The organism is Pseudonocardia sp. N23 (assembly GCF_002583555.1).
In the GTDB taxonomy this organism is placed as follows: Bacteria; Actinomycetota; Actinomycetes; order Mycobacteriales; family Pseudonocardiaceae; genus Pseudonocardia.
Genome location: NZ_BEGX01000128.1, coordinates 111,949 through 131,935, shown reverse-complemented (window position 1 = coordinate 131,935; position 19,987 = coordinate 111,949). Strand labels below are relative to the sequence as shown.

20 protein-coding genes, 1 tRNA gene and 3 pseudogenes are annotated in these 19,987 nt (G+C 70.9%); 12 read left to right on the top strand and 12 right to left on the bottom strand.

From position 1 onward, the window contains the following. Positions 1 to 14 precede the first annotated feature (14 nt). The 4 genes from TOK_RS28705 (at position 15) to sucD (ending at position 4,506) form a co-directional block, all read left to right on the top strand. On the top strand, positions 15 to 1,184 hold the full coding sequence (locus TOK_RS28705; RefSeq protein WP_098961115.1) for a cytochrome P450: 1,170 nt from the start codon (positions 15 to 17) through the stop codon (positions 1,182 to 1,184). Between the two features lie 249 nt (positions 1,185 to 1,433). Then, positions 1,434 to 2,396, top strand: a complete 963-nt coding sequence (locus TOK_RS28700; protein ID WP_098961255.1) for a CoA ester lyase — start codon at positions 1,434 to 1,436, stop codon at positions 2,394 to 2,396. 2 nt (positions 2,397 to 2,398) lie between these two features. Then, complete coding sequence (locus TOK_RS28695) at positions 2,399 to 3,571, top strand: malate--CoA ligase subunit beta (RefSeq protein ID WP_098961114.1); 1,173 nt, start codon at positions 2,399 to 2,401, stop codon at positions 3,569 to 3,571. A gap of 17 nt (positions 3,572 to 3,588) precedes the next feature. After that, positions 3,589 to 4,506, top strand: coding sequence for a succinate--CoA ligase subunit alpha (gene sucD, locus TOK_RS28690; RefSeq protein WP_098961113.1), 918 nt, complete (start codon positions 3,589 to 3,591; stop codon positions 4,504 to 4,506). Between the two features lie 638 nt (positions 4,507 to 5,144). On the opposite strand, the gene TOK_RS35565 is transcribed toward sucD, so the two are convergent. Both TOK_RS35565 and TOK_RS35560 read right to left on the bottom strand, forming a co-directional pair. Next, a complete protein-coding gene (locus TOK_RS35565) occupies positions 5,145 to 5,594 on the bottom strand; it encodes a rhodanese-like domain-containing protein (RefSeq protein WP_374754943.1) in 450 nt (149 codons plus the stop codon). Positions 5,595 to 6,025: 431 nt separating this feature from the next. After that, a pseudogene (locus tag TOK_RS35560) lies at positions 6,026 to 6,427 on the bottom strand (MBL fold metallo-hydrolase); the annotation flags it as partial. A gap of 156 nt (positions 6,428 to 6,583) precedes the next feature. On the opposite strand from TOK_RS35560, the gene TOK_RS28680 reads away from it, so the two are divergent. The 7 genes from TOK_RS28680 (at position 6,584) to TOK_RS28650 (ending at position 12,030) form a co-directional block, all read left to right on the top strand. Beyond that, positions 6,584 to 6,838, top strand: a complete 255-nt coding sequence (locus TOK_RS28680; RefSeq protein WP_098961112.1) for a hypothetical protein — start codon at positions 6,584 to 6,586, stop codon at positions 6,836 to 6,838. Then, positions 6,838 to 7,677, top strand: a complete 840-nt coding sequence (locus tag TOK_RS28675) for a sulfite exporter TauE/SafE family protein (RefSeq protein ID WP_098961111.1) — start codon at positions 6,838 to 6,840, stop codon at positions 7,675 to 7,677. The genes TOK_RS28680 and TOK_RS28675 overlap by 1 nt, the downstream gene beginning before the upstream one ends. Positions 7,678 to 7,844: 167 nt before the next feature. Further along, positions 7,845 to 8,300, top strand: a complete 456-nt coding sequence (locus TOK_RS28670; RefSeq protein ID WP_253258703.1) for a MarR family winged helix-turn-helix transcriptional regulator — start codon at positions 7,845 to 7,847, stop codon at positions 8,298 to 8,300. Between the two features lie 62 nt (positions 8,301 to 8,362). Continuing rightward, the gene (locus TOK_RS28665) at positions 8,363 to 9,712 is read left to right on the top strand and encodes a chloride channel protein (protein WP_253258702.1); all 1,350 of its coding nucleotides are present in this window, start codon (positions 8,363 to 8,365) and stop codon (positions 9,710 to 9,712) included. Then, a complete protein-coding gene (locus tag TOK_RS28660; protein WP_253258701.1) occupies positions 9,651 to 10,370 on the top strand; it encodes a response regulator transcription factor in 720 nt (239 codons plus the stop codon). The genes TOK_RS28665 and TOK_RS28660 overlap by 62 nt, the downstream gene beginning before the upstream one ends. Further along, the gene (locus TOK_RS28655; RefSeq protein WP_098961108.1) at positions 10,367 to 11,761 is read left to right on the top strand and encodes a sensor histidine kinase; all 1,395 of its coding nucleotides are present in this window, start codon (positions 10,367 to 10,369) and stop codon (positions 11,759 to 11,761) included. Before TOK_RS28660 ends, TOK_RS28655 begins: the two co-directional genes overlap by 4 nt. Then, positions 11,758 to 12,030, top strand: a complete 273-nt coding sequence (locus tag TOK_RS28650; RefSeq protein ID WP_098961107.1) for a hypothetical protein — start codon at positions 11,758 to 11,760, stop codon at positions 12,028 to 12,030. The genes TOK_RS28655 and TOK_RS28650 overlap by 4 nt, the downstream gene beginning before the upstream one ends. Before the next feature lies 1 nt (position 12,031). Here the strand turns inward: TOK_RS28650 and TOK_RS35555 are convergent, their stop codons facing one another. Beyond that, a complete protein-coding gene (locus TOK_RS35555; RefSeq protein ID WP_374754941.1) occupies positions 12,032 to 12,511 on the bottom strand; it encodes an aminotransferase class III-fold pyridoxal phosphate-dependent enzyme in 480 nt (159 codons plus the stop codon). 125 nt (positions 12,512 to 12,636) lie between these two features. Between TOK_RS35555 and TOK_RS28640 the strand changes: the two genes are divergently transcribed. Next, positions 12,637 to 12,855 (top strand): hypothetical protein, encoded by a 219-nt coding sequence (locus tag TOK_RS28640; RefSeq protein WP_098961106.1) that lies wholly within the window; start codon positions 12,637 to 12,639, stop codon positions 12,853 to 12,855. A 178-nt stretch (positions 12,856 to 13,033) separates the two neighbouring features. Here the strand turns inward: TOK_RS28640 and TOK_RS35550 are convergent. The 9 genes and pseudogenes from TOK_RS35550 to TOK_RS33620 all read right to left on the bottom strand — a co-directional run. After that, positions 13,034 to 13,465: pseudogene (locus tag TOK_RS35550) on the bottom strand (AMP-binding protein); the annotation flags it as partial. Positions 13,466 to 14,035: 570 nt separating this feature from the next. Then, positions 14,036 to 15,163, bottom strand: coding sequence for a glycosyltransferase (locus tag TOK_RS28620; protein ID WP_098961103.1), 1,128 nt, complete (start codon positions 15,161 to 15,163; stop codon positions 14,036 to 14,038). Beyond that, positions 15,156 to 15,746: a TetR/AcrR family transcriptional regulator gene (locus TOK_RS28615; protein WP_172457842.1), complete on the bottom strand. Its 591-nt coding sequence runs from the start codon at positions 15,744 to 15,746 to the stop codon at positions 15,156 to 15,158. Before TOK_RS28615 ends, TOK_RS28620 begins: the two co-directional genes overlap by 8 nt. 510 nt (positions 15,747 to 16,256) lie before the next feature. Continuing rightward, positions 16,257 to 16,649, bottom strand: a complete 393-nt coding sequence (locus tag TOK_RS28610; RefSeq protein WP_098961101.1) for a hypothetical protein — start codon at positions 16,647 to 16,649, stop codon at positions 16,257 to 16,259. 158 nt (positions 16,650 to 16,807) lie between these two features. Then, a tRNA-Arg gene (locus TOK_RS28605) sits at positions 16,808 to 16,880 on the bottom strand. An 11-nt stretch (positions 16,881 to 16,891) separates the two neighbouring features. Continuing rightward, a complete protein-coding gene (locus tag TOK_RS28600) occupies positions 16,892 to 18,055 on the bottom strand; it encodes a site-specific integrase (RefSeq protein WP_098961100.1) in 1,164 nt (387 codons plus the stop codon). Continuing rightward, positions 18,055 to 18,258 (bottom strand): helix-turn-helix domain-containing protein, encoded by a 204-nt coding sequence (locus tag TOK_RS28595; protein WP_098961099.1) that lies wholly within the window; start codon positions 18,256 to 18,258, stop codon positions 18,055 to 18,057. The genes TOK_RS28600 and TOK_RS28595 overlap by 1 nt, the downstream gene beginning before the upstream one ends. Then, positions 18,255 to 19,583 carry a replication initiator gene (locus TOK_RS28590; RefSeq protein ID WP_098961098.1) on the bottom strand — a complete coding sequence of 443 codons (1,329 nt, stop codon included), beginning with the start codon at positions 19,581 to 19,583 and terminating at the stop codon, positions 18,255 to 18,257. The genes TOK_RS28595 and TOK_RS28590 overlap by 4 nt, the downstream gene beginning before the upstream one ends. Continuing rightward, positions 19,580 to 19,987: pseudogene (locus TOK_RS33620) on the bottom strand (hypothetical protein); the annotation flags it as partial. The gene TOK_RS28590 and the pseudogene TOK_RS33620, both read right to left, overlap by 4 nt.

The following is a 19,987-nucleotide window of genomic DNA, read 5'->3' as shown; positions in this document are numbered from 1 at the left end:
CCACGGAGGATCCTGTGCCCGACATCGCGGTCAGTGACGTCGACCTGTTCGGCGACGACGCGCGCATCGACCCGTACCCGATCTACGCGGAGCTCCGCGCCCTCGGCCCGGTCGTCCACATGACCCGCCACGGCCACTACGCGCTGCCGCGCTACGCCGACGTCCGGGCCGCCCTCATGGACTGGCGGACGTTCTCGTCGGCGAAGAGTGTGTTCGTCGACCCCCAGATGAACGCCGACCTCGAGGGCATCACGCTGTGCTCCGACCCGCCCGACCACACGATGATGCGCAACGTCCTCGGCCGGCCCCTGCGCCCCGACCGGATGCGGGAGATCACGCCGACCATCGAGGCCGAGGCCGACCTGGTCGTCGACCGCATCGTCGCCGCCGGCCGGTTCGACGCCGCCACCGAGCTCGCGCAGCACCTGCCGATGGCCGTCGTGTCCGAGCTCGTCGGGCTGAACGAGGCAGACCGCGGAAAGATGCTGGAGTGGGCCGAGGCGATCTGGGACGTCCAGGGGCCCGCGAACCAGCGCTTCCGCGACGCGATGCCGCAGGTCGAGGAGTTCCTCGCGTTCGCGCAGAACGACGCCGTCCCCGGCCGCATCGACCCCGACGGCTGGGCGGCGCACCTGTACCAGGCCGCCGACCGCGGTGAGCTGCCCCGCGAGAAGTGCCCGGTGATGATGCTCGACTACATCACCCCCAGCCTCGACACCACGATCCTCGGCATCACCTCGATGATCGCGCTCTTCGCCCGCCACCCCGACCAGTGGGACCTGCTCCGCGCCGACCGCTCGCTGATCCCGCACGCCATCAACGAGGCCCTGCGCATGGAGACCTCGGTGCCCCAGTTCACCCGCGTCCTCACCGACGACCATGTGATCGACGGTGTGGCACTGGAGAAGGGCAGCCGGGTGGCACTGTTGTACGGGTCGGCCAACCGCGACGAGCGCAAGTACCCCGACCCCGATCGCTTCGACATCACCCGCAAGCCCTCGGACCACCTGGCCTTCGGCCGCGGGGAGCACGTCTGCGTCGGGATGCACCTGGCGCGGCTGGAGATGTCGGCCTTGCTCGAGCGCCTCGCGGACAAGGTGAGCCGCTTCGAGATCCTCGCCGAGCGCCCGCTGATCAACAACGGCCTGCGCGGGCTCGCGCACCTCGAGGTGCGGGTGTCGTGACCGGGCCGCACCGGCGGTCCGTTCCCGTCTTCTGATCCGGGCGACGGGCCGAGACCCGCGATCGCGCTCGCCGACGCGGACGCCCACGCTCGCCCAACAGAGGTTAAGATCACGTTTCGCACCGGCGTCGCGGCCGCACAGCACCACCGCCGCGATCCGGCCGCGGTGCTGTGCGGTCGTCGCTCGACCCACCTCCGGACACGATTCGAACGGGTCCGCTGGGTCCGCCTCGACCACACCTGGAGCACCGTGAGCCACACTCTCCATCCGACGCGCGTCACCCGTCTCCATCGCAGCGAGCTGGCCGTCCCCGGCTCGAACATGGGGTTCATCGACAAGGCCGCCGTGAGCTCGGCGGACGTCGTGTTCCTCGACCTCGAGGACGCCGTCGCGCCGCCGGAGAAGGAGCAGGCGCGCAAGAACGTCGTCGCCGCGCTCAACGACATCGACTGGGCAGCCGCGGGCAAGACCGTCTCGGTGCGCATCAACGGTCTCGACACCGCGTACATGTACCGCGACGTCATCGACATCATGGAACAGGCGGGCGACCGGCTGCACACGATCCTCGTACCCAAGGTGGGCGTCCCGGCCGACCTCTACCTGGTGGAGGCACTCGTCTCCCAGGTGGAGCAGGCCCGCGGGTTCACCACGCGGGTCGGCCTCGAGGCGCTGATCGAGACCGCGCTGGGGATGGCCAACGTCGAGGCGATCGCGGCCCACGGCGGCCGGCTGGAGGCGCTGCACTTCGGCGTCGCGGACTACGCAGCCAGCAACCGGGCCCGGACCGTCAGCATCGGCGGCCTGAACCCCGACTACCCCGGCGACCAGTGGCACTTCGCCCTGTCGCGGATGATCGTGGCGTGCCGGGCCTATGGGCTGCGCGCCGTCGACGGGCCGTTCGGCGACTTCTCCGACCCCGACGGCTACCGCGACGCCGCGCGTCGCGCCGCGGCGCTGGGCGCCGAGGGCAAGTGGGCCATCCACCCCAGCCAGATCGCGCTCGCGAACGAGGTCTTCAGCCCGCCGGCCGCCGAGGTCGACCGGGCCCGGCGCATCATCGTGGCGCTGCGCGAGGCGCAGGAGCAGGGCAGGGGCGCAGCCGCGGTCGACGGGAAGATGATCGACGCGGCGTCCGAGCGGATGGCCGCGAACCTGATCGCGCTCGACGACGCGATCCGGGCGGCGGAGTCCGGCCCGGCCGATCGGGGCTGACCATGGACGTCCACGAGTACCAGGCGAAGGAGATCCTCGCCCGCTACGGGATCCCCGTGCCGCGAGGCGGGCTGGCCTACAGCCCGGAGCAGGCGTCGTACCGGTGTACCGAGCTGGGCGGCGACGCATGGGTCGTCAAGGCCCAGGTCCACTCGGGCGGGCGCGGCGAGGCCGGCGGCGTGAAGGTGTGCCGCAGCGACCGGGAGGTGCACGACGTCGCCAACGGGCTCTTCGGCACCCGGCTGGTGACCCGGCAGGCCCCTGGCGGCAAGCCGGTCTACCGCGTCTACGTCGAGGAGGCCAGCGACATCGCGCGCGAGCTGTACCTCGCGCTCGTGCTTGACCGCGCGTCGGAGAAGATCCTGGTCGTCGCGTCGTCGGAAGGCGGCATGGAGATCGAGGAGCTGGCGGAGCGGGACCCCGACGCGGTGATCCGGTCCGTCGTCGAGCCGGCCGTCGGGCTCACCTCGTTCCAGGCCCGCGAGATCGCGTTCGCGCTGGGCCTCGAGGCCGGCCAGATCGCGCAGGCCGCCAAGCTGTTCCAGAGCGCCTACCGGGCGTTCCGGGACCTCGACGCGACCATGCTGGAGATCAACCCGCTCGTCGTGACCGGCGAGGGGGAGCTGGTGGCCGTCGACGCGAAGATGTCGTTCGACGACAACGCGCTGTTCCGGCACCCGGAGATCACCGAGCTGCGCGACCGCAGCCAGGAGGACCCCCGCGAGAGGCACGCCTCCGACCGCGGGCTGGCCTATGTGGGCCTCGACGGCGACATCGGCTGCATGATCAACGGTGCCGGCCTGGCGATGGCCACCATGGACATGATCAAGCTCGCCGGTGGTGAGCCGGCGAACTTCCTCGACATCGGTGGTGGCGCGTCGCCGGAGCGGGTGCTCAAGGCGTTCCGCGCGGTGCTCAACGACAAGGCCGTGCGGGTCATGCTGATCAACATCTTCGCCGGCATCAACCGCTGCGACTGGGTGGCCGAGGGCGTCGTGGCCGCGTTCGGGCAGATCGACGTGACCATCCCGGTCGTCGTGCGGCTCGCCGGGACCAATGTGGAGGAGGGCAAGCGCATCCTGCGGGAGTCCGGCCTGCCGATCATCACCGCCGACAACCTCGCCGAGGCCGCCCAGGAGGCCGTCACCGCGGCTCGGGCCGCCGTCCCGGCCTGATCCCGAGGAGCACCAGCATGGCCATCCTGCTCACCGAGCACACCCCTGTCCTGGTACAGGGGATCACCGGCCGCATCGGCCGCTTCCACGCCCAGGAGATGATCGAGTACGGGACGAACGTCGTCGGCGGCGTGACCCCCGGCCGCGGCGGCAGCAGCGAGCTGGACCGGCCGGTGTTCAACACGGTCAAGGACGCGGTCCGGGCGACCGGTGCGGAGGCCTCGATCGTCTTCGTTCCCCCGCCCTTCGCGGCCGACGCGATCATGGAGGCGGCCGACGCCGGCATCCGGTACTGCGTCTGCATCACCGACGGCATCCCGACCCAGGACATGCTGCGCGTCAAGCGCTACATGTGGCGCTACCGCGCGGCCGACCGCATGGTGCTCACCGGACCCAACTGCGCGGGGACGATCTCGCCCGGGAAGGCGATGCTGGGGATCATGCCCGGGCACATCTACACGCCCGGCCGCGTCGGCATCATCGGCCGCTCCGGCACCCTCGGCTACGAGGCCGCCTCCCAGCTCAGTGCGCTGGGCATCGGGGTCTCCACGTCGGTCGGAATCGGCGGTGACCCCATCAACGGCTCATCGTTCCGCGACCACCTCGCGCGGTTCGAGGACGACGAGGACACCGACGCCGTCATCATGATCGGCGAGATCGGCGGCCCGCAGGAGGCCGACGGTGCGGCGTTCTTCCAGCAGCGGATGAGCAAGCCGGTCGTCGCCTACATCGCGGGCATCTCGGCGCCCAAGGGCCGCAAGATGGGCCACGCGGGCGCGATCGTGTCGGGCGTGGGCGAGTCGGCGCAGGAGAAGGTGGAGATCCTCCGGGCCGCGGGCGTGCGGGTGGCGCCGGACCCGTCGAGCATGGGCGCGACGATCGTGGCGGTGCTCGGTGAGCGCGGCCTGATCCCGGCCGCGGCCGACGCCTCGTGACCGGCCCGTCGACCGTCACCCGGCACCGGCCGCAGGAGCTCGAGGGGTGAGCTGGGTGCCGGGTCACCCCGGCCCGTCTCGACGAGTCCGGTCCTCCGCTCGGCGAGACGGGCTCGCTGCCGCCCTGGGCGAGGCGGACGCCGTCCTGCCCGACGGAGGTCCACCCGCCGCGTCACAGACGGTTGCGCGACACAGCTGGGAATGGTGCACTGATCTGGTGAGTGCTGCGGGCCAGTGGGGGCAGGAAGCGTTCTGCGTCTGCCTGCTGGCGACCGATCAGCTCTCCGTCGACGACCGGCTGTGTCGCCCGGGCTTCTAGCGCGCCCGGACGTCCCCCGTCGCCGCGAGGACGTCCCCATTCGGGTCAGCGCTGTGAGCGCCCGCTTGCCCGCACAGTTGTGAGGACATCCACGCATGAACACAACGTCGACCCCGACCGCCGCCGCGGCGGCGAGGTCCACCGTCACCGTTCCCGCCGCCGCACCTGTCGCCGCCGATCAGCCACCACGCGATGTCCCGTCATCGGGTAGATCTTCGCGGCTGCGGGAGCTGAAGTCCCGCATCGGAGCGGCTGCCCGCGCGGCCCACACGGCGACAGTGCCCTTCTGACGCCGCTCGGCCGACCCGTCCGAGATCGGTCAGCCGGTCGCCAGACCGGAGGCCACAGCGCTGGAGTAGTCGTCGTCGACCAGTACGACCGTACGACCCGCGCGTGCGAGGAGGCTGGCGCCGATGCCGGCGCGGAAGCCTGCTGCGCAGTGCACCCACAGTTCGCCGTCGGGCACCTCGGCCAGGCGCTCGAGCAGCTCGTTGATCGGGATGTGCGCGGAACCGGGGATGGACCCGTTCGCTCTTCGTCGTGGCGGCGCACGTCGAGGATCACCGGGTCGTCGCCGCGGTCGCGGGCCTCGGCGATCGCTGCGAACGTCGACTTCGGGTAGCTGCGCAGCTCGTCGGGCTCGGCGAGCTCGTCGGGTTTGCCCAGCGCGGACCCGGCGGGTCGGTCGATGCCGATCCGCACGAGTTGACGCTGGGCATCGGTGACCTGGCTGGCGGTCTCGCCGACCAGCGTCAACGGCGTGCCCCACGGGATCAGCCAGCCCAGATAGGTCGCGAACTGGGGCCCCAGGGCGATGCCGATGGTGCCGTGGACGTGTTCGGTGGCGTACGCGGTGCGATCACGCAGGTCGACCACCCATTCACCGGCTTTGATCCGCCGGCGGAGCTGCTCCGCGTCGACCCGCTCGGGTGCGGAGAGGTCTGCCGCGCCGGGCCCCTGCCGGTTGCGCGCCCCCATGTGGGCGTAATAGCTCGGGTAGGCTGTGAGGCCCGTGATGAGTCGCTCGACGAACGCGTCTTCGTCTGGTTCGAGCAGGGCATCGTTGCGAGACCGTTCAGTGCCGATGGTGCTGTGGTCCCCGGTGCTCGCGGGCCCGGTCGAGCAGAAGCTTCCGAACCCGTGCGTCGGGAACACGACTGTGTCGTCGTCGAGGATCTCGGCCAGCTTGCGTGCGGAGTGATACTGCGCGCGAGTGAGTTCATCGGTCCGTGCAGGGTCGACGAGATCAGTACGTCCGACACTCCCGAACAGCAACGACCCGCCGGTGAAGACTGCCGGGGGCCCTTCGCCGTCACCGACGACATAGGCGAGATGGGTGTCGGTGTGGCCCGGTGTCGCCACCACCCGCACGGTCAGTGAACCGACGGTGCGCTCGTCGCCGTCGGTCACGGCGTCGCGCGCGAACTCGACATGATCGGCGGCAGCGACCACGTAGCCCGCCCCGGTGCGGCGGGCCAGCTCGAATCCGCCGGTCACGTAGTCGTTGTGAATGTGGGTCTCGACGACGAGGCCGACCCGAACTCCGAGGTCGTCGAGGATCTTCTCGACCCGGTCCAGATCGCGCTGCGGATCAACGACCACCGCGACCTTGCCGTCGTGAGCGACGTAGCTGCGATCGCCCAACTCGCTGGTCTCGATCACTTCGACGGTCAGACCCACGGGACCCTCCCTTGCTGGTGACTGTCAATGACCGTACATTAATGCCAGTTGTCCCGAACAGTGGGAGTTGAGTGGTCGATGAGCGCCCAGCGCCTGGACCGTCGCAGCGACGGGTCCTGGGTCCAGGGCCCGGGCGATCTGCGGCGGTTGGCCGAGCGGGTACCCACTACCGGCGAGACCGAGCAGTCCTTCGGCGCCTTCTGCGTGCTCTCGACCGTCCTGCTCGCCGACGCAGGAATCGGCGTCCGCAACCTCGCCGGCGGCGTGAAGGCCTGGGCCGGAAGTGGTCGGACCGTCGCCCGTGATGGCGGCACCCCGGGTGCGGTCCCCTGATGCTCGCCCTCGCGGCTGCCCTCGGGCTGATCATGGGGGTCGTCATCGGCGGCCTCGGCGGCGGCGGTGGCGTCCTCACGGTGCCGGCCCTCGTCTATGTACTCGGCCAGGGCGCCCAGGCCGCCACGACGAGCAGTGTCATCATCGTCGGCATCACCGCCTCCGTCGGGGCAGTCGCGAGAATCCGAGGGGGCGGAGTCGACTGGCGCAACGGCGTCGCGCTCGGGGTCGTCGGGATTCCAGCCGCCTATCTCGGGACCGTGCTGAACCGAGACGTCAGTCAACCTGTGCTGCTCCTCGCCTTCGCCGGTCTCACCATCGTCGCTGCCGCCGCGATGCTCCTGAACTCACGCAACGACGGCGAGCGTTCCGACACCGAGGAACCCGACCGGCCCGAGCCCGACGCCCCATCCGGTAGCGGAAGTACAGCCGTCGACACCCGCACTGCGTCCGCCCGCTCCGAACTCGTCGTCACGGCGCTCAAGGTCGTTGCCTGTGGCGCCGTGGTCGGGTTCCTCACCGGGTTCCTCGGCGTCGGTGGCGGATTCCTCGTCGTTCCGGCGCTGGTCATCGTCCTGCGTATGTCGATGGCCCTCGCCGTCGGCACCTCGCTCCTGGTCATCGTGCTGAACTCGATCTCGTCGGTGGTCTCCCGATTCGGGGACATGCACCTCGACTGGCGCATCATCGCGCCCTTCGTCATCGCTGCAGTCATCGGCACCGTGGTCGGGAAGAGGGTCGCGGACAAGTTCTCCGGGCTCGCCCTCACCCGCGCTTTCGCCGTCCTCCTGGTCGCGGTCGGCGCCTTCGTCGCAGTCGAGAGCTTCGTCTCCCTCTGAGGATCGAGCACCGGCGCCTGATCCTGCAGCACAGGCGGCCGAGCCACCTTCACCAGGCCTCCGGCCTGCCGGATGCAACGTAGCTGAAAGGCCTCACGCGGCCGCGAACCTGCCTGCGCGAACCAATTGCTGCATGCAGTCATGTCCCTGTGCAACAAAATCCGGGAGTGGCTGCCGACGTGCTGGTGGACGCGGTGATGACGGCCAGCCGTGTGCTGGTGGCGGTCGCGGCGCGGTCGCTGGCAGCGGTGGACGAGGACGTGACGATCCCGCAGTACCGCGCACTGGTGGTGCTGGCGCAGCGTGGGCCGCAGCGGCCGGCCGACCTGGCTGACGCGCTGTCGGTCAACCGCTCGACCGCGACGCGGATGTGTGACCGGCTGGTGGTGCACGGTCTGGTGGAGCGCGCGCGGTCGTCGCCGGACCGTCGCGAGGTGAGCGTCATGCTCACCAGTCGGGGACGGGACCTCGTGGACGAGGTGACGCGTCGGCGGCGCGCAGAACTGGGCACCCTGGTCTCCTCGATGCCCGTCGAAGATCGTGACGGGCTGGTCCGCGCGTTGCGGGCCTTCACCGACGCCGCCGGGGAACCTGGTGAGCCCGACTGGACCACGAGCCTGTGAGCACTGCGGTGAGGGCTCGGAGTTGGCGGTTGAGGTCGGCGGGGCGGTGGGCGCACGGGTGGTTGACCGGGAGCCGGCCGGGTCTCGTCGGGCTCGCGCTGATCATCGGCGTCGGCGCCGGGCTCGGTGCGGTCGCGTTCCGGTTCCTGATCCTCGGCATCACCGAGCTGGTCACGGGCCGGCAGGACTTCAGCGATGCCGGCCGGGCCCCGAGCCTGCACCTCCCGGCGCTGGGGCCGTGGTTCCTGCTGATCACCCCGATCGTCGGCGGAGCGTTGTACGGCCCGCTGATGTACAGGTTCGCGCCGGAGGCGCGCGGGCACGGGGTGCCGGAGGTGATGCTTGCGGTCGCCCGCAACGGTGGACGCATCCCGGTCCGGGTGGCGGTGGTGAAGTCGCTGGCCTCGGCGTTGTGCATCGGCACCGGCGGGTCGGTGGGTCGTGAAGGTCCGATCGTGCAGATCGGGTCGGCGCTCGGGTCGTCGATCGGGCAGTGGTTGCGCGTCCCGGACCACCGGCTGCGGCTGATGGTCGCGTGTGGTGCGGCGGGTGGCATCTCGGCGACGTTCAACGCACCGATCGCCGGGGTGTTCTTCGCCCTCGAGATCATCCTGCGGCGGTTCACCGCCGAGTCGTTCGGGATCGTCGTGATCTCCTCGGTGACGGCCGACGCCGTCGCGCACGTCGTCGTGGGGGACGACCACATCCTGCGGCTGCCTGCGTACGCGCTCGGGTCGGCCGCCGAGTTCCCGCTGTACGCGGTGCTGGGGCTGGCCGCGGGAGTCACCGTGCTGCGGCGCGGGATCGACATCGACGCCGACGGCCGGGGCGACGACAGCGGGCTGTTGCGCCGGTTGACGGTGGCCGACGCGATGCGGCCCGCGCCGGATCCCGTGCTCGCCGACTCGGGGCTGGCCGAGCTCGCCGTGCGGTTGGGTTCGGGTCGCTACGGCGCCGTGCCGGTCGTCGACGCCGACGGAGCCCGGGTCGGGGCGGCTGTCGCCGAGGACCTGGTCGATGACGTGGGGGAGCGTCGCGACGAGCCGCGGGCCGGCGACATGGCCCGCAGGCTCCCGGAGCTGGACCCAGGAACGTCGCTGCACGACGCCCTACAGCTCCTGGCCGACCATGACGTGACCGGGTTGCCGGTGGTGTCGAGCCCCGGAGGAGCACCGGTCGGCTGGATCGACCACCGTGACGTGCTCACGACCTATCGCCTCGCGCCACCGGCGGGCGAACCCCCGCCGCGAGCTGACGATCTGCTGACGATGTCGCCGCAAGGACCGGGGTGGTGCTGCCCCGGTGGCGCGGGCAGGCTTCGATCGTGGCATGGCCCGAGAGGACCCAGACGTGACCGAGCCGGTGCAACGCATCGTCGACGGGGACCGGACGAGCGTGCTGCTCGTCGATGACGACACGCGTATCCGGCAGGCCCTCGGGCTCGCCCTCGACGACGAGGGCTTCGCCGTGGAAGCTGCTGCGTCCGGCGAGCAGGCCCTGGCGTACCTGCGTGAGGGCACCGCCGATGTGGTCCTCCTGGATCTGATGCTGCCCGGGATCGATGGCCTCGCCGTGTGCCGGACCCTGCGCGCGGGGGGCGACCTCCCGATCATCATCGTGTCCGCGCGCTCCGACTCGAGCGACGTCATCGAGGGTCTCGAGGCCGGCGCGGACGACTACGTCACCAAGCCGCTCGACGCCGGCGAGCTCGCCGCCCGGATCCGGGCACTGCTACGGCGCCGCCGGCCGGCCTCGGGCGAGGTGCACCGGCGATTCGTGCTGGGAGACGTCGAGGTCCTGCCGGAGGAAGGCGTGGTCCGCAAGTCCGGCGCGGAGGTGCACCTGACACGGACGGAGTTCCGGCTCTTCGTCGAGCTGATCTCCGCAGCCGGCCGGGTGGTGACGCGCGAAGCGCTGCTGCAGCGGGTCTGGGGGTACGACTACCTCGGTGACACGCGCCTGCTCGACGTGCATGTCCGGCGGCTGCGACGCAAGGTCGAGACCGATCCGGACGATCCCGTGCTCGTGCTGACCGTTCGGGGCGCCGGCTACAAGGTCACTCCCGGATGAGGACCTTCTCGGAACGGCTGCACGCCGTGTGGTCAAGACTGACGCTGCGCCGGCGGGTCGCGTTGGCGTTCGCGCTGGTCTCGGTGATCGTGACGGGGCTGCTGGCGACGGTGACCTGGAACCTTGCGTCGAACTATCTCGTCGCGCAGCGGGAGCAGAGCGCCACCCGGCAGGCCTCGGTCAACGCGCTGCTGGTGGGGGAGGCGCTCCGATCCGGCACCACGACCTCGCTCGACGATCTGCTCACCGGCCTCGCGGGAGGCCCCGACACGACCATCGCGCTGCGACGGGCCGGAACGTGGACGACGAGCGGGCGCCAGGTGGACCTCGACGCGCTGCCGGCACAGCTACGCAACCTCGCCCGCGACGGCGTTCCTGCGCGTCAGCGGACGGTGACCGGTGGCATCCCGGTCGTCGTGGTAGCCCTTCCGTTGAGCGACGGTCGGGCCGTCTACGTCGAGCTCTTCCCGCTGCTGGAACTCGACCGCACACTGCGGTTCCTGAGCGCCGTCCTGCTCGCCGGTGTCGCGGTGAGTGCGGTGCTCGGGTTCGGTCTGGGTGGTTGGGCAGGACGGCGGGCGCTGAGGCCCTTGAGCGAGCTCACCGCGGCCGCCGCCCGGGTCGCCGCGGGTGATCTGCGTGCCCGTCTCCCGCTGGGAGGCGACGCCGAGCTCGCACCGCTGGCGGCGACGTTCAACGACACGGTCGATGCGCTCGAGCGTCGGGTACAGCGTGACGTGCGGTTCGCGGGCGATGTGAGTCACGAGCTCCGATCACCGCTCACGACGATGATCAATGCGGTCGCCGTGCTGCGACGCCGTAGTGCCGACATGCCGCCGACGGCTGCGCAGGCCGTCGCGTTGCTCGACGGGGACGTGCGCCGCTTCCGGCGGATGGTGACCGACCTGCTCGAGATCTCACGGGGCGACGCGGCCATCGACGGTCACGATCTCGAACCCTGCAACGTCCACGACGTCGTCGCGCACTCCGTCGCCGAGCGGGGAATCCACCCGAAGGCCGAGGTGCTCGGCTGTCCGCGGCTGGTGCTGGCAGATCGCCGCCGGCTGGATCGCGTCGTGGGCAACCTGCTCGACAACGCCCGCAACCACGGGGGAGGGGTGACCAGGGTCGCCGTGGTCGGCCGGGACCGCTGGGTCCGCGTCGAGGTCGAGGACGCCGGCCCAGGAGTGCCGCTCCTGCAGCGGGAGCGGATCTTCGAGCGCTTCACCAGGGGTGACATGGCCGGCCGCCGCGACGAGGAAAGCGGTACCGGCCTCGGCCTCGCCCTGGTCGCGCAGCACGTCGAGCTCCACCACGGCCGGGTGTGGGTCGAGGACCGGCCCGGGGGTGGGGCGAGGTTCGTCGTCGAGCTGCCGGGGATCGACCCATGAGCGCCGTTCGGCACGGCCGTGCCCGTCATGTCCTCGCCGTGCTGGCGCTCGGCGGTGTCCTCGTGGCGACGTCGGGCTGCGGTGTCACCGTGCAGCGAGAGCCCGAGCGGCTCGACATGTCGGTCCTGGCCCCGGCCCCGACCCCGACGGTCACCGTCGTCCCGGAGTCACCGGATGTGCCGACGGTCGACGAACCGGCGCCGACTCCGACACTCGCGACGGCGCCGCTCCCGTCGTCGACGACATCCGTGGCGGCGCCCGGAGGCTGAGTCAGCTTCGGTGCACCACGGTGCGGACGGACTCGGCGATCGTCGCGAGTCCTTCGTCGAGCTCGGCGTCGCTGACCGTCAGCGGCGGCAGCACCTTCATGACCTCGCTGTCCGGGCCGGCGGTCTCCATCAGCAGACCACGCTCGAACGCCGCGGCACAGACCTTGGCGGCCTGCTCGGGCTGCTCGAACTGCAGGCCCCGCGCGAGACCACGACCCTTGACCGTGATCCCGGCCTCGCAGTCGTCGGCCGCGATCCGGTGGAAAGCGGCGTCGACGGCGGTGTGAGTGCTCGGACTGCCTGACGACTGTCTGACGATGGCCGCCGGGTCCTGTACCCCGCCCGGTCGGTGGGGTAGACCGGACAGAGGTGGTCGGCGGGGCCGAGAGCGTGTCTCGGAGGGTGTCCCGGCGGTCGTCGGTCCGTCAGCCTGCGGCGACTGGGGAGCTCGCCCGGGGCAGCCCGAATGGCGTCGTCCCACAACGACGCCTCGCGCAGGGCCGGGCGACCGCCCCGCGGGCCTCGCCGACCACCACCTTCCCCGTCGACCCCGCGCTCCGAGACAGCAGCAAGTCGCCTATCGATCACCGATACCCGAGGAGCCGTATGCCGATCGACGCCGACTTCTCCGCGACTGTTCGTGGACATGTCACCGCCGATCTTGCCCGGGAGTTTGGGGACGTCCTCTCCGAACATCGCGTGCGCGCGGAAGTGCTCGCTGCGACGCAGGACCTTGATGGTCAGATCGTCCCGGAAGCGCTCGGCGAGATGGCACATCGGCTGGCCCACTATCGACTGGCTGTACTCGCCGGCGTCGAGGTGTGAGCCGGTGGCCGGGTCGAGCACGAGTGCGGCGTCCGCGCCGGCATCCCGGGCGGCGGAGGTGATCTCCCGTGACACCCGGCGCAAGCAGGGCGCCACGCACAATTTCTTCGTCACCGCAATGGGGATCGTGCCGGTCCCGGCAGGCCGACAGCTGCGTGCGGCGACGGCTCCGGACGGCGGCGGAATCGCAGTCGCGCAGCACGAACGCCAGCTCCTCCGGGGTCAGCATCACGTTGACCGGGTCGATGACCGCGCCCGCCTTTAACGCCCCGTGGTAGGCGACGACCCACTCCCACCGGTTCTGCGCGTAGAGCGACACCGGCCGGCCCGGCCCGATGCCGCGGCCCGCGGGCCAGGCCGCGACGCGGTCGCTCAGTGCGTCCAGCTCACCGAACCCGAGGGTGCGGGTGGCCGTCACCAACGCCGTCTTGTCGCCGTACCGCGCCGCGCAGGCACGCAGGACCTCGCCCGGACCGTTCACTCGTCCTCTCCGTCGAAGTCGGGCAGAGCCGAGCTCGCGGCAAGCAGACCGCGCGGGGGCGGGCCGACGGCACACCCGACGGGCGGGGCCGGGGCGAACCCGTTCTGGGATGGGGTAGACCGCCGGCATCTCGAGATCGAGGCGCCTGTCCGTCGCGGGTAGCGCAAGCCGGTGTCGACGGAACCACATGTGGGGCCATGGGGCTGGGTGGGACCACGACGACGTAGAAGCTGGAGTCAGGTTCTGAGGACGAGTGGACGATCTTCCGTATGTAGCTGGTCGGAATCGGGGCGGTGTGTGCGGCGATGACCTGAGCCATGCGGGTTGCCCCGGCGCCGGCCACCTCGACACCGGGTGCGGCGGTGACGCGGCCTTGTGCGTCTTCCTCGAGGCCGATGACGAGTGCTCCGCGGCCGGTGTCGACCAGCGCGGCGACGTCCCCGGCCAGATCGCGCTTCGCACCGTCTCCCGTTCCGTAGGCCGCGACTTGTGAAGTCGGCCCAACAGGGTCGATCTAGTCGGCTCTACAGCAGGGGGCATCGCAGTCCGCGGCCCTTGACAACCCCATGTCAAGCCGAGGGTGGGTCGTCCCGGCGCGAGGCTGGGCACCCGTCCTCGGCGGTGTCCAGACCGAGCCCTGCGGGTGCCCTTCGGCCACCGCCTGCGGGCGGCGGTGGGGTAGCGGCTATCGGGGCGACGTCAGCCCTGGTCAGCAGAAGGGTGTCGCGCAGTGTTGCGGGTGGCGACATCTTCGAGGAGATCCGCGGCGCGAGTGGTGGCGTCGAGCTGCCGGATTTCCTCGCCTAGTGTCGCGGCCGCGTGCCGATGGGGACCGTCGGTGAGCATGCGTTCCACCACACGTCGCAGGTCCGCAGGGGCGACCTTCTTGGTGACCACCTGGGCGGCCCCGGCGTTGGCCACAGCCCGACCGACCATCGGCTGGTCGAGCAGTGGATGCATCGGCATGACAACGAGGGGTAGGTCGTGGGCCAGGGCGCGCATCGTCGTGGCGTGCCCGCCGTGCCCGACCACCAGCGAGACCTGTGGCATGAGGGTGTCGTGGGAGACGAATCGGTGCACCTCGTGGTTCGGCGCGGTGCGCAGTGACGCCGGGTCGATGACCGGTCCGGTCGTCACGATGACGCGGGCGTCCAGGTTGGCGGTCGCGTCGAGCATCCTTTGCAGTGCCGGCTGCATCCCCGGGTAGTGGAACGTGCTCAGGCTCACCAGGACCGCTGGGTCGTGGCTGTCGAGAGCGTGCCGAGGCGGCAAGTTGAGCAATGGGCCCACGAAGCGGACATTCGTCGGGGTCGGGCCGGCTGCAGCGGGATCGAGCGAGGCAGGGGCGCCGACGAGACAATGCGCGGCGCGGCTCCAGGTCGCGACGGGGCGCAGTCCCTTCAGGCGCGCGACGGTTCCGACGGGGCCCCGCAGCCAGCCTCGCCGCAGATAGGCGTCGAAGAGGTGTTCGAGCGAGACGTAGGGCTGCCCGGCGTCGGCGCACGCACGTTGGACGGGAACGAGCAGACAGTCCGCCAGCACCACGTCGACGGGTCGGGTCGCGAGCTCGGCCAGTACAGCCCGGCCCAACCTCGTGTCGGTCATCATCGACACCAGCCGCGGGACGCTGTTGGGTGTGGTGCCGTCGAAGGGCCGCACCCCCTGGTAGGGGGCGAAGGCGAAACCGGCGGCGGTGAAAGCCACTTGCTGGGATTCGTGGCCCAGGAATCGGACGGTGTGCCCACGGCGTCGCAGTTCAGCCGCGACCACCATCGCCGGCGCCACGTTGCCCCCACCGTGCCAGGTGGCGATCAGGAACTCAGACATCGGACTTCCCTTCCGATACCGTCCCGAGTCCGGCGAGGACGCTCCTCACCAGACGTTCCGTGCGGCGCGTGGTCTGCGCCCGGCTCAGGCCGCGGTCGAGGCGCAGCAGCTTCCAGGTGTAGACATCGCACGCCACCACCAGCAGATCCACGGCCTGCTCCCGCTCGCTGCGAGTTCGGGGCAGGAAGGGCGCGAAAACCTGCTCGACCCAAGAACGGTGCAACGCTCGACCCTGCGTGGTGATGCGGGCGGCGAACGGCTCGCGTTCTTCCTGGGCGAGGAACAACACGGCGGCGCGGCCGCGACGCTCGTAATGCTCGGCGAGCACCCGCACCGCGGCCGCCACGTCACCCACGGGGGCGCGACGTTCCTCGATGACCTGCTCACGGCCATGCTGGTGGGCCTGCTCGAACAGGCCGGCGCGTGAGCCGAACCGCCGCAGGACGGTCTGGACGCTCACGCCGGCCCGTTCGGCGACGTCGTCGAGCGCGATGTCGCTGAGCATCCGCTCACCGGCCAGCGTCACCACGGCGTCGAGGATCGCCAGCCGGGTCGCTTCGGCGGCCTCGGCCCGTGCGCCCATCGTGTAAGCACGTGCGATTTTCATGGTACTCATAGTTAACGCCAAAATGGAATTTCGTGTCAACAGTCGTTTACGCGAATGTCGACGACGTGGCCTCCGGCCGACCCTGGGGAAGCCTTTCAATGGGGGGTGGGTCGTTCCCGGCGCGGGCGTGTGCCGCCGTCCTCGGCGGGGTCAAGGCCGGGGCCCTGCGGGTGGCCTTCGGGCCAGCCTGGACACCGCCTGTGGGCGGCTGGTGCCGGCCGCTATCAGGAACGACGCGAGGGCTGGTCAGGACGCCATGTGGGTGGGTCCGGGGTTGTCGGTACGGGGGTGGCGGTTGGCGACCGCGGCGAGGTGGCGGGCCGGGTCGTAGGGGGCTGCGGTCTTGCCGGCATCGCCACATGATGCGGAGCCAGGCGGGGGCGAGGATCCGCACCGCGTGGGCGTGGTTGTGCCCGCGGGTTCAGGCTCGGGCGTAGACCTGCTGGGCCCAGAGGTCGGCCTGGCGGCTGGGGTCGGCGAAGCCGGTCAGGCCCTGGCGTAGGCGGTAGTTGCAGCCGCGGCGGAACACGACGTAGGCCCGCGCGGGTGCGTCCCGTGCACAGCTCGCGGCAGGCCTGGAGCCGGGCGTAGAAGCTCGAGCATCTCGGCGTCGAGCTGTGCGGCCTGCATCCTGCCGGGCACAGGGGACACGTAGAGGTGGACGAGGTCGTCGTACTGCTCTCGGGTCGTCGGCACCAGCTTGGCGACTTCGAGCCACTTCTCGATCGCCTGGTTCACGGTGATCGCAGACTTCGGGTGCCGGTTCTCGTCGACCTCGTGCTGAACCCACGTCAGAACGCGTTCCCCGTCGGAAGCGGTCGCAACGGTCTCGACGAGGTAGCGGCCCTTGCGGGTAAGCGGGTCTGTCCCTGCGTACACCTTGGCGCGAAAGCTGCCTGAGGCAGCTGCTCGATGCGCCCGCGAGGTCTGCTGCGTCGCGCCATGACGATGATCTTACGACGGGGGTGACTCCGCAAATGATTCCACGATCAGCGACAAGTCGCCTCTGTTCCAGAGAATCCGCTGGTCAAACCCAGTGCCCCCGGCAGGATTCGAACCTGCGACACCCGCTTTAGGAGAGCGGTGCTCTATCCCCTGAGCTACGAGGGCCTGCGAGGAGCCTACCTGGGGCTCCCCGTCCCGTCGTCGTCGCCGTCAGCGTCGTGGGGCACATCTGGGGCACATGCCGCGGAGTCCATGCGATCGGCCAGGTCGTCGAGCCGGTCAGGGAACAGGTGGCCGTAGAGGTCCAGCGTCATCGTGGCCGTCTTGTGCCCCAGCATCATCTGCACCACCTTCACGTCCGCCCCGGATGCGATCGCCAACGACGCCGCAGTGTGCCTCAGCTCGTGCGGGTGCAGCCCGGTGGGGCCCACACGCGAGACGGCTGCGTCGAAGACGCCACGCCGAAAGTTGCGGACCCGCAGCACGCCGCCGCGAGGTGCGGGGAACACGAGCGCGTCGGCGTCCTGGTCCTCGACGGCCGGCGCGATCGCCTGCGCGACGAACCGCGGGAGGAGCACCGTCCGCCGGGCGTGGGTCTTGGGCGAGCCCCATACGAGGTGCCCGTTCACCTCGGTCACGGAGGCGACCACCTGGACGCGACGTCGGTTGAGGTCGACCGAGCCGACGCGGAGCGCGGCAGCCTCACCCCAGCGCAGGCCTGTGTAGGAGAGGAAGCGGACGAGCGGGCTGTAGTCGCCGCACTCCTTCGCGAGCATCGCGACCTCGGAGTGATCGAGGTACCGGTGCGCATGCAGAGGGGGCCGGGGGAGCGGAACACCCACGGCGGGGTTCCGGGCGAGCCGACCGTCCTTGACGGCCCAGTCGAGCAGCTGCCGCAGGACGCCGTGAATCTTCGCGACCGACCGCGGCGACGAGCCCTCCCGACCTAGTTGTGTCACCCAGGTCTGCACGTCGGCATAGGTGACCGCCGCGAGCGGCGTGCGACCCCACCGCGGGATGACGTGGTTCTCGACGACGCCCCGCGTCCGCTCCCGGGTGGACTCCTTGAGGTGTCCCTGGGCGTCGAGCCAGCGGCGGGCCCATTCCTCGCCGAGCACCTTCCCGGCGTCCGGCGCGATGTAGGAGCCCGTGCGCAGGTCCTGGCGCACCGAACCGGCGAAGTCCTCGGCGTCGGCCTTGAGCCGGAACGACTTCTTGCGCTGGGCGCCGCCCGGGTCACGCCATCGGACGACCCACCGCGAGCCTTTGCCGTAGCGGTCGGTCCGGACCTGCTTGCCGTTCGCGCCCTTCCGGTACCAACGGTCGTCGATGTCGGCCATCAGGCTGCCCCGCTCCGGTCCGCAGTGCCGTCGAGCCAGGCGTGGAAGCGCTTGCGCGGCACGAGCCAGCGCCGACCGATGCGCGTCGCCGGAATCTCGCCGCTGCGGACGGACTCGTAGGCCACCCCACGCGCGATGCCGAGCAGCGCGGCAACCTCGTCGACTGTGTAGGTGAGCAGGGGCGTGGTCTCGTTGCGCTTCACGTCGTCCTCCTGGTGGTGCGCTGCTCTCGGATGCGTTCGGCGTGGGCTATCGCGAGTTCGCGGTCGGTCTCGTCGCGGTGACCGATTCCGACGAGATGCCAGTTGTTGACGACGATCACCGGGTCGGCGGCGGGGTCGTGGCCGAGCTCGTCGAGCTGCTCGGCGAGGCGCCAGATGCGCTGGTCGTGGTGGATCGCGCGGAAGGTCGTGGAGTAGCGGCGGGACTTGGTGAGGAAGTGCCCGCGGAACCCGAGCATGTGCGCCCACTTCCGCAGGTTCAGCTCCGCGTAGTCGTCGAGGCCCCCGAGGTGCCAGGCGGTTTCGATGATGCGGCGGTGGTGGGGGTGCAGGCGGAGGTGGTCGAGGTGGGCCAGGGATCGGATGGGGCGGTCGGGGTGCTGATCGGTCTTGCCGGTGCCCTTGGTGGCGTACTTGGCGATGTAGCCGGCCAACCGCTGGTCGGTGATCTCACCGCGCTCGTCGGTGACCTCAGCGGCAGTGGTGGCGCTGATGCGGCGGACGTCGACCTGCGCCCCCCAGGTCAGGGCGAGCGGTTCGGCGTCGGGTCGGGCGACCTCGAGCAGGACCGACCGGGCAGCCTGACGCGCCGCGTCGATAAGCAGTTCGTGGGTGGCGCCCGAGGGTGGCGGGTCGGTGGGTCCGTTGGGGCCGTCGAGGCGGATCGCGGCGTGGAAATGGACGAGTCCGCGACGCTGGTACTCGGCGACCTTGGCGTAGGAGAGCCGGGCACGGCTGGCGAACTCCCGGGCGGAGAGCCCGAGCCCGGCGGCCAAGGTCCTGCGCAGGGTGATGGTGAAGCGGTGCCAGAGCTTGCCTGCGTGGGCCTGCCAGAGCACCGACCCGGTGTAGTCGTAGGTGTCAGGGTCGAGCGGTGTTCCGACGTGGGGGTCGCCGTCGCGGTGGTGGGTGCCGCAGGGGCAGGGGATGACCCGTCCTCGGGTCGAGAGCCGTCGGGAGTGGACCGGGCCGAACGAGGGCGCGGTGAGGGTGAGGAACAGGCGGGGCCGCTGTGTGACGGTGGTGGGGACGCCTTTGTCGCCGCCTGCGAGTCCGGCGCGGATGAGGTGGAAGGCGTTGGCGGCGTAGCGGTCCGAGCAGGCGGGGCAGACGGTTTCGCGGCGGTTCCCGCACGGTGCCCAGACCTCGCCGGTGCGCTCGGCGAGGACGCGGCCGGATGTGGTGGAGATGGTGGAGGAGCCGCGCAGGCGGACGGGTTGGGCGCATCCGCCGGTGGCTTCGACGTGGGCGCGCCAGGTCGGGTAGTCGAACGAGCGGAGTCGGGTGGTCAGATCGAGATCGGTCATGCGTAGACCTCGCGTTCGTGTTCGATCTCGACGGGGTCGGCGCGGAAGCCGTGGTGACGGGCGAGGCGTTCGGCGCCCGCGCGGTAGGAACGGGCGCGGCCGATGACCTCGCCGCTCTCGGTCTCGACGAGGTAGGCGCCGTCCTCGCGGACGATCGAGCCGGAGAAGTCGGCGGCGCCGCAGGTGACCAGGCCCATCCCGGGGCGCACGACGTCGACGTGGACGAGGACCCGGCCACCCGGCGTGGGACCGGCGGCGGCGGCGGTTGCGGTGGCAGGGACGTCGACGAGGGTGGCGGGTTCGGGTTCGGGGCGGCCGTCGAGCTGGACCGGGACGCGGGCGCCGGGGATGAGCCGACCGGCCGCGAGCAGGTGGTGGACGGTGGCGGCTTCGTCGGGTCGGGC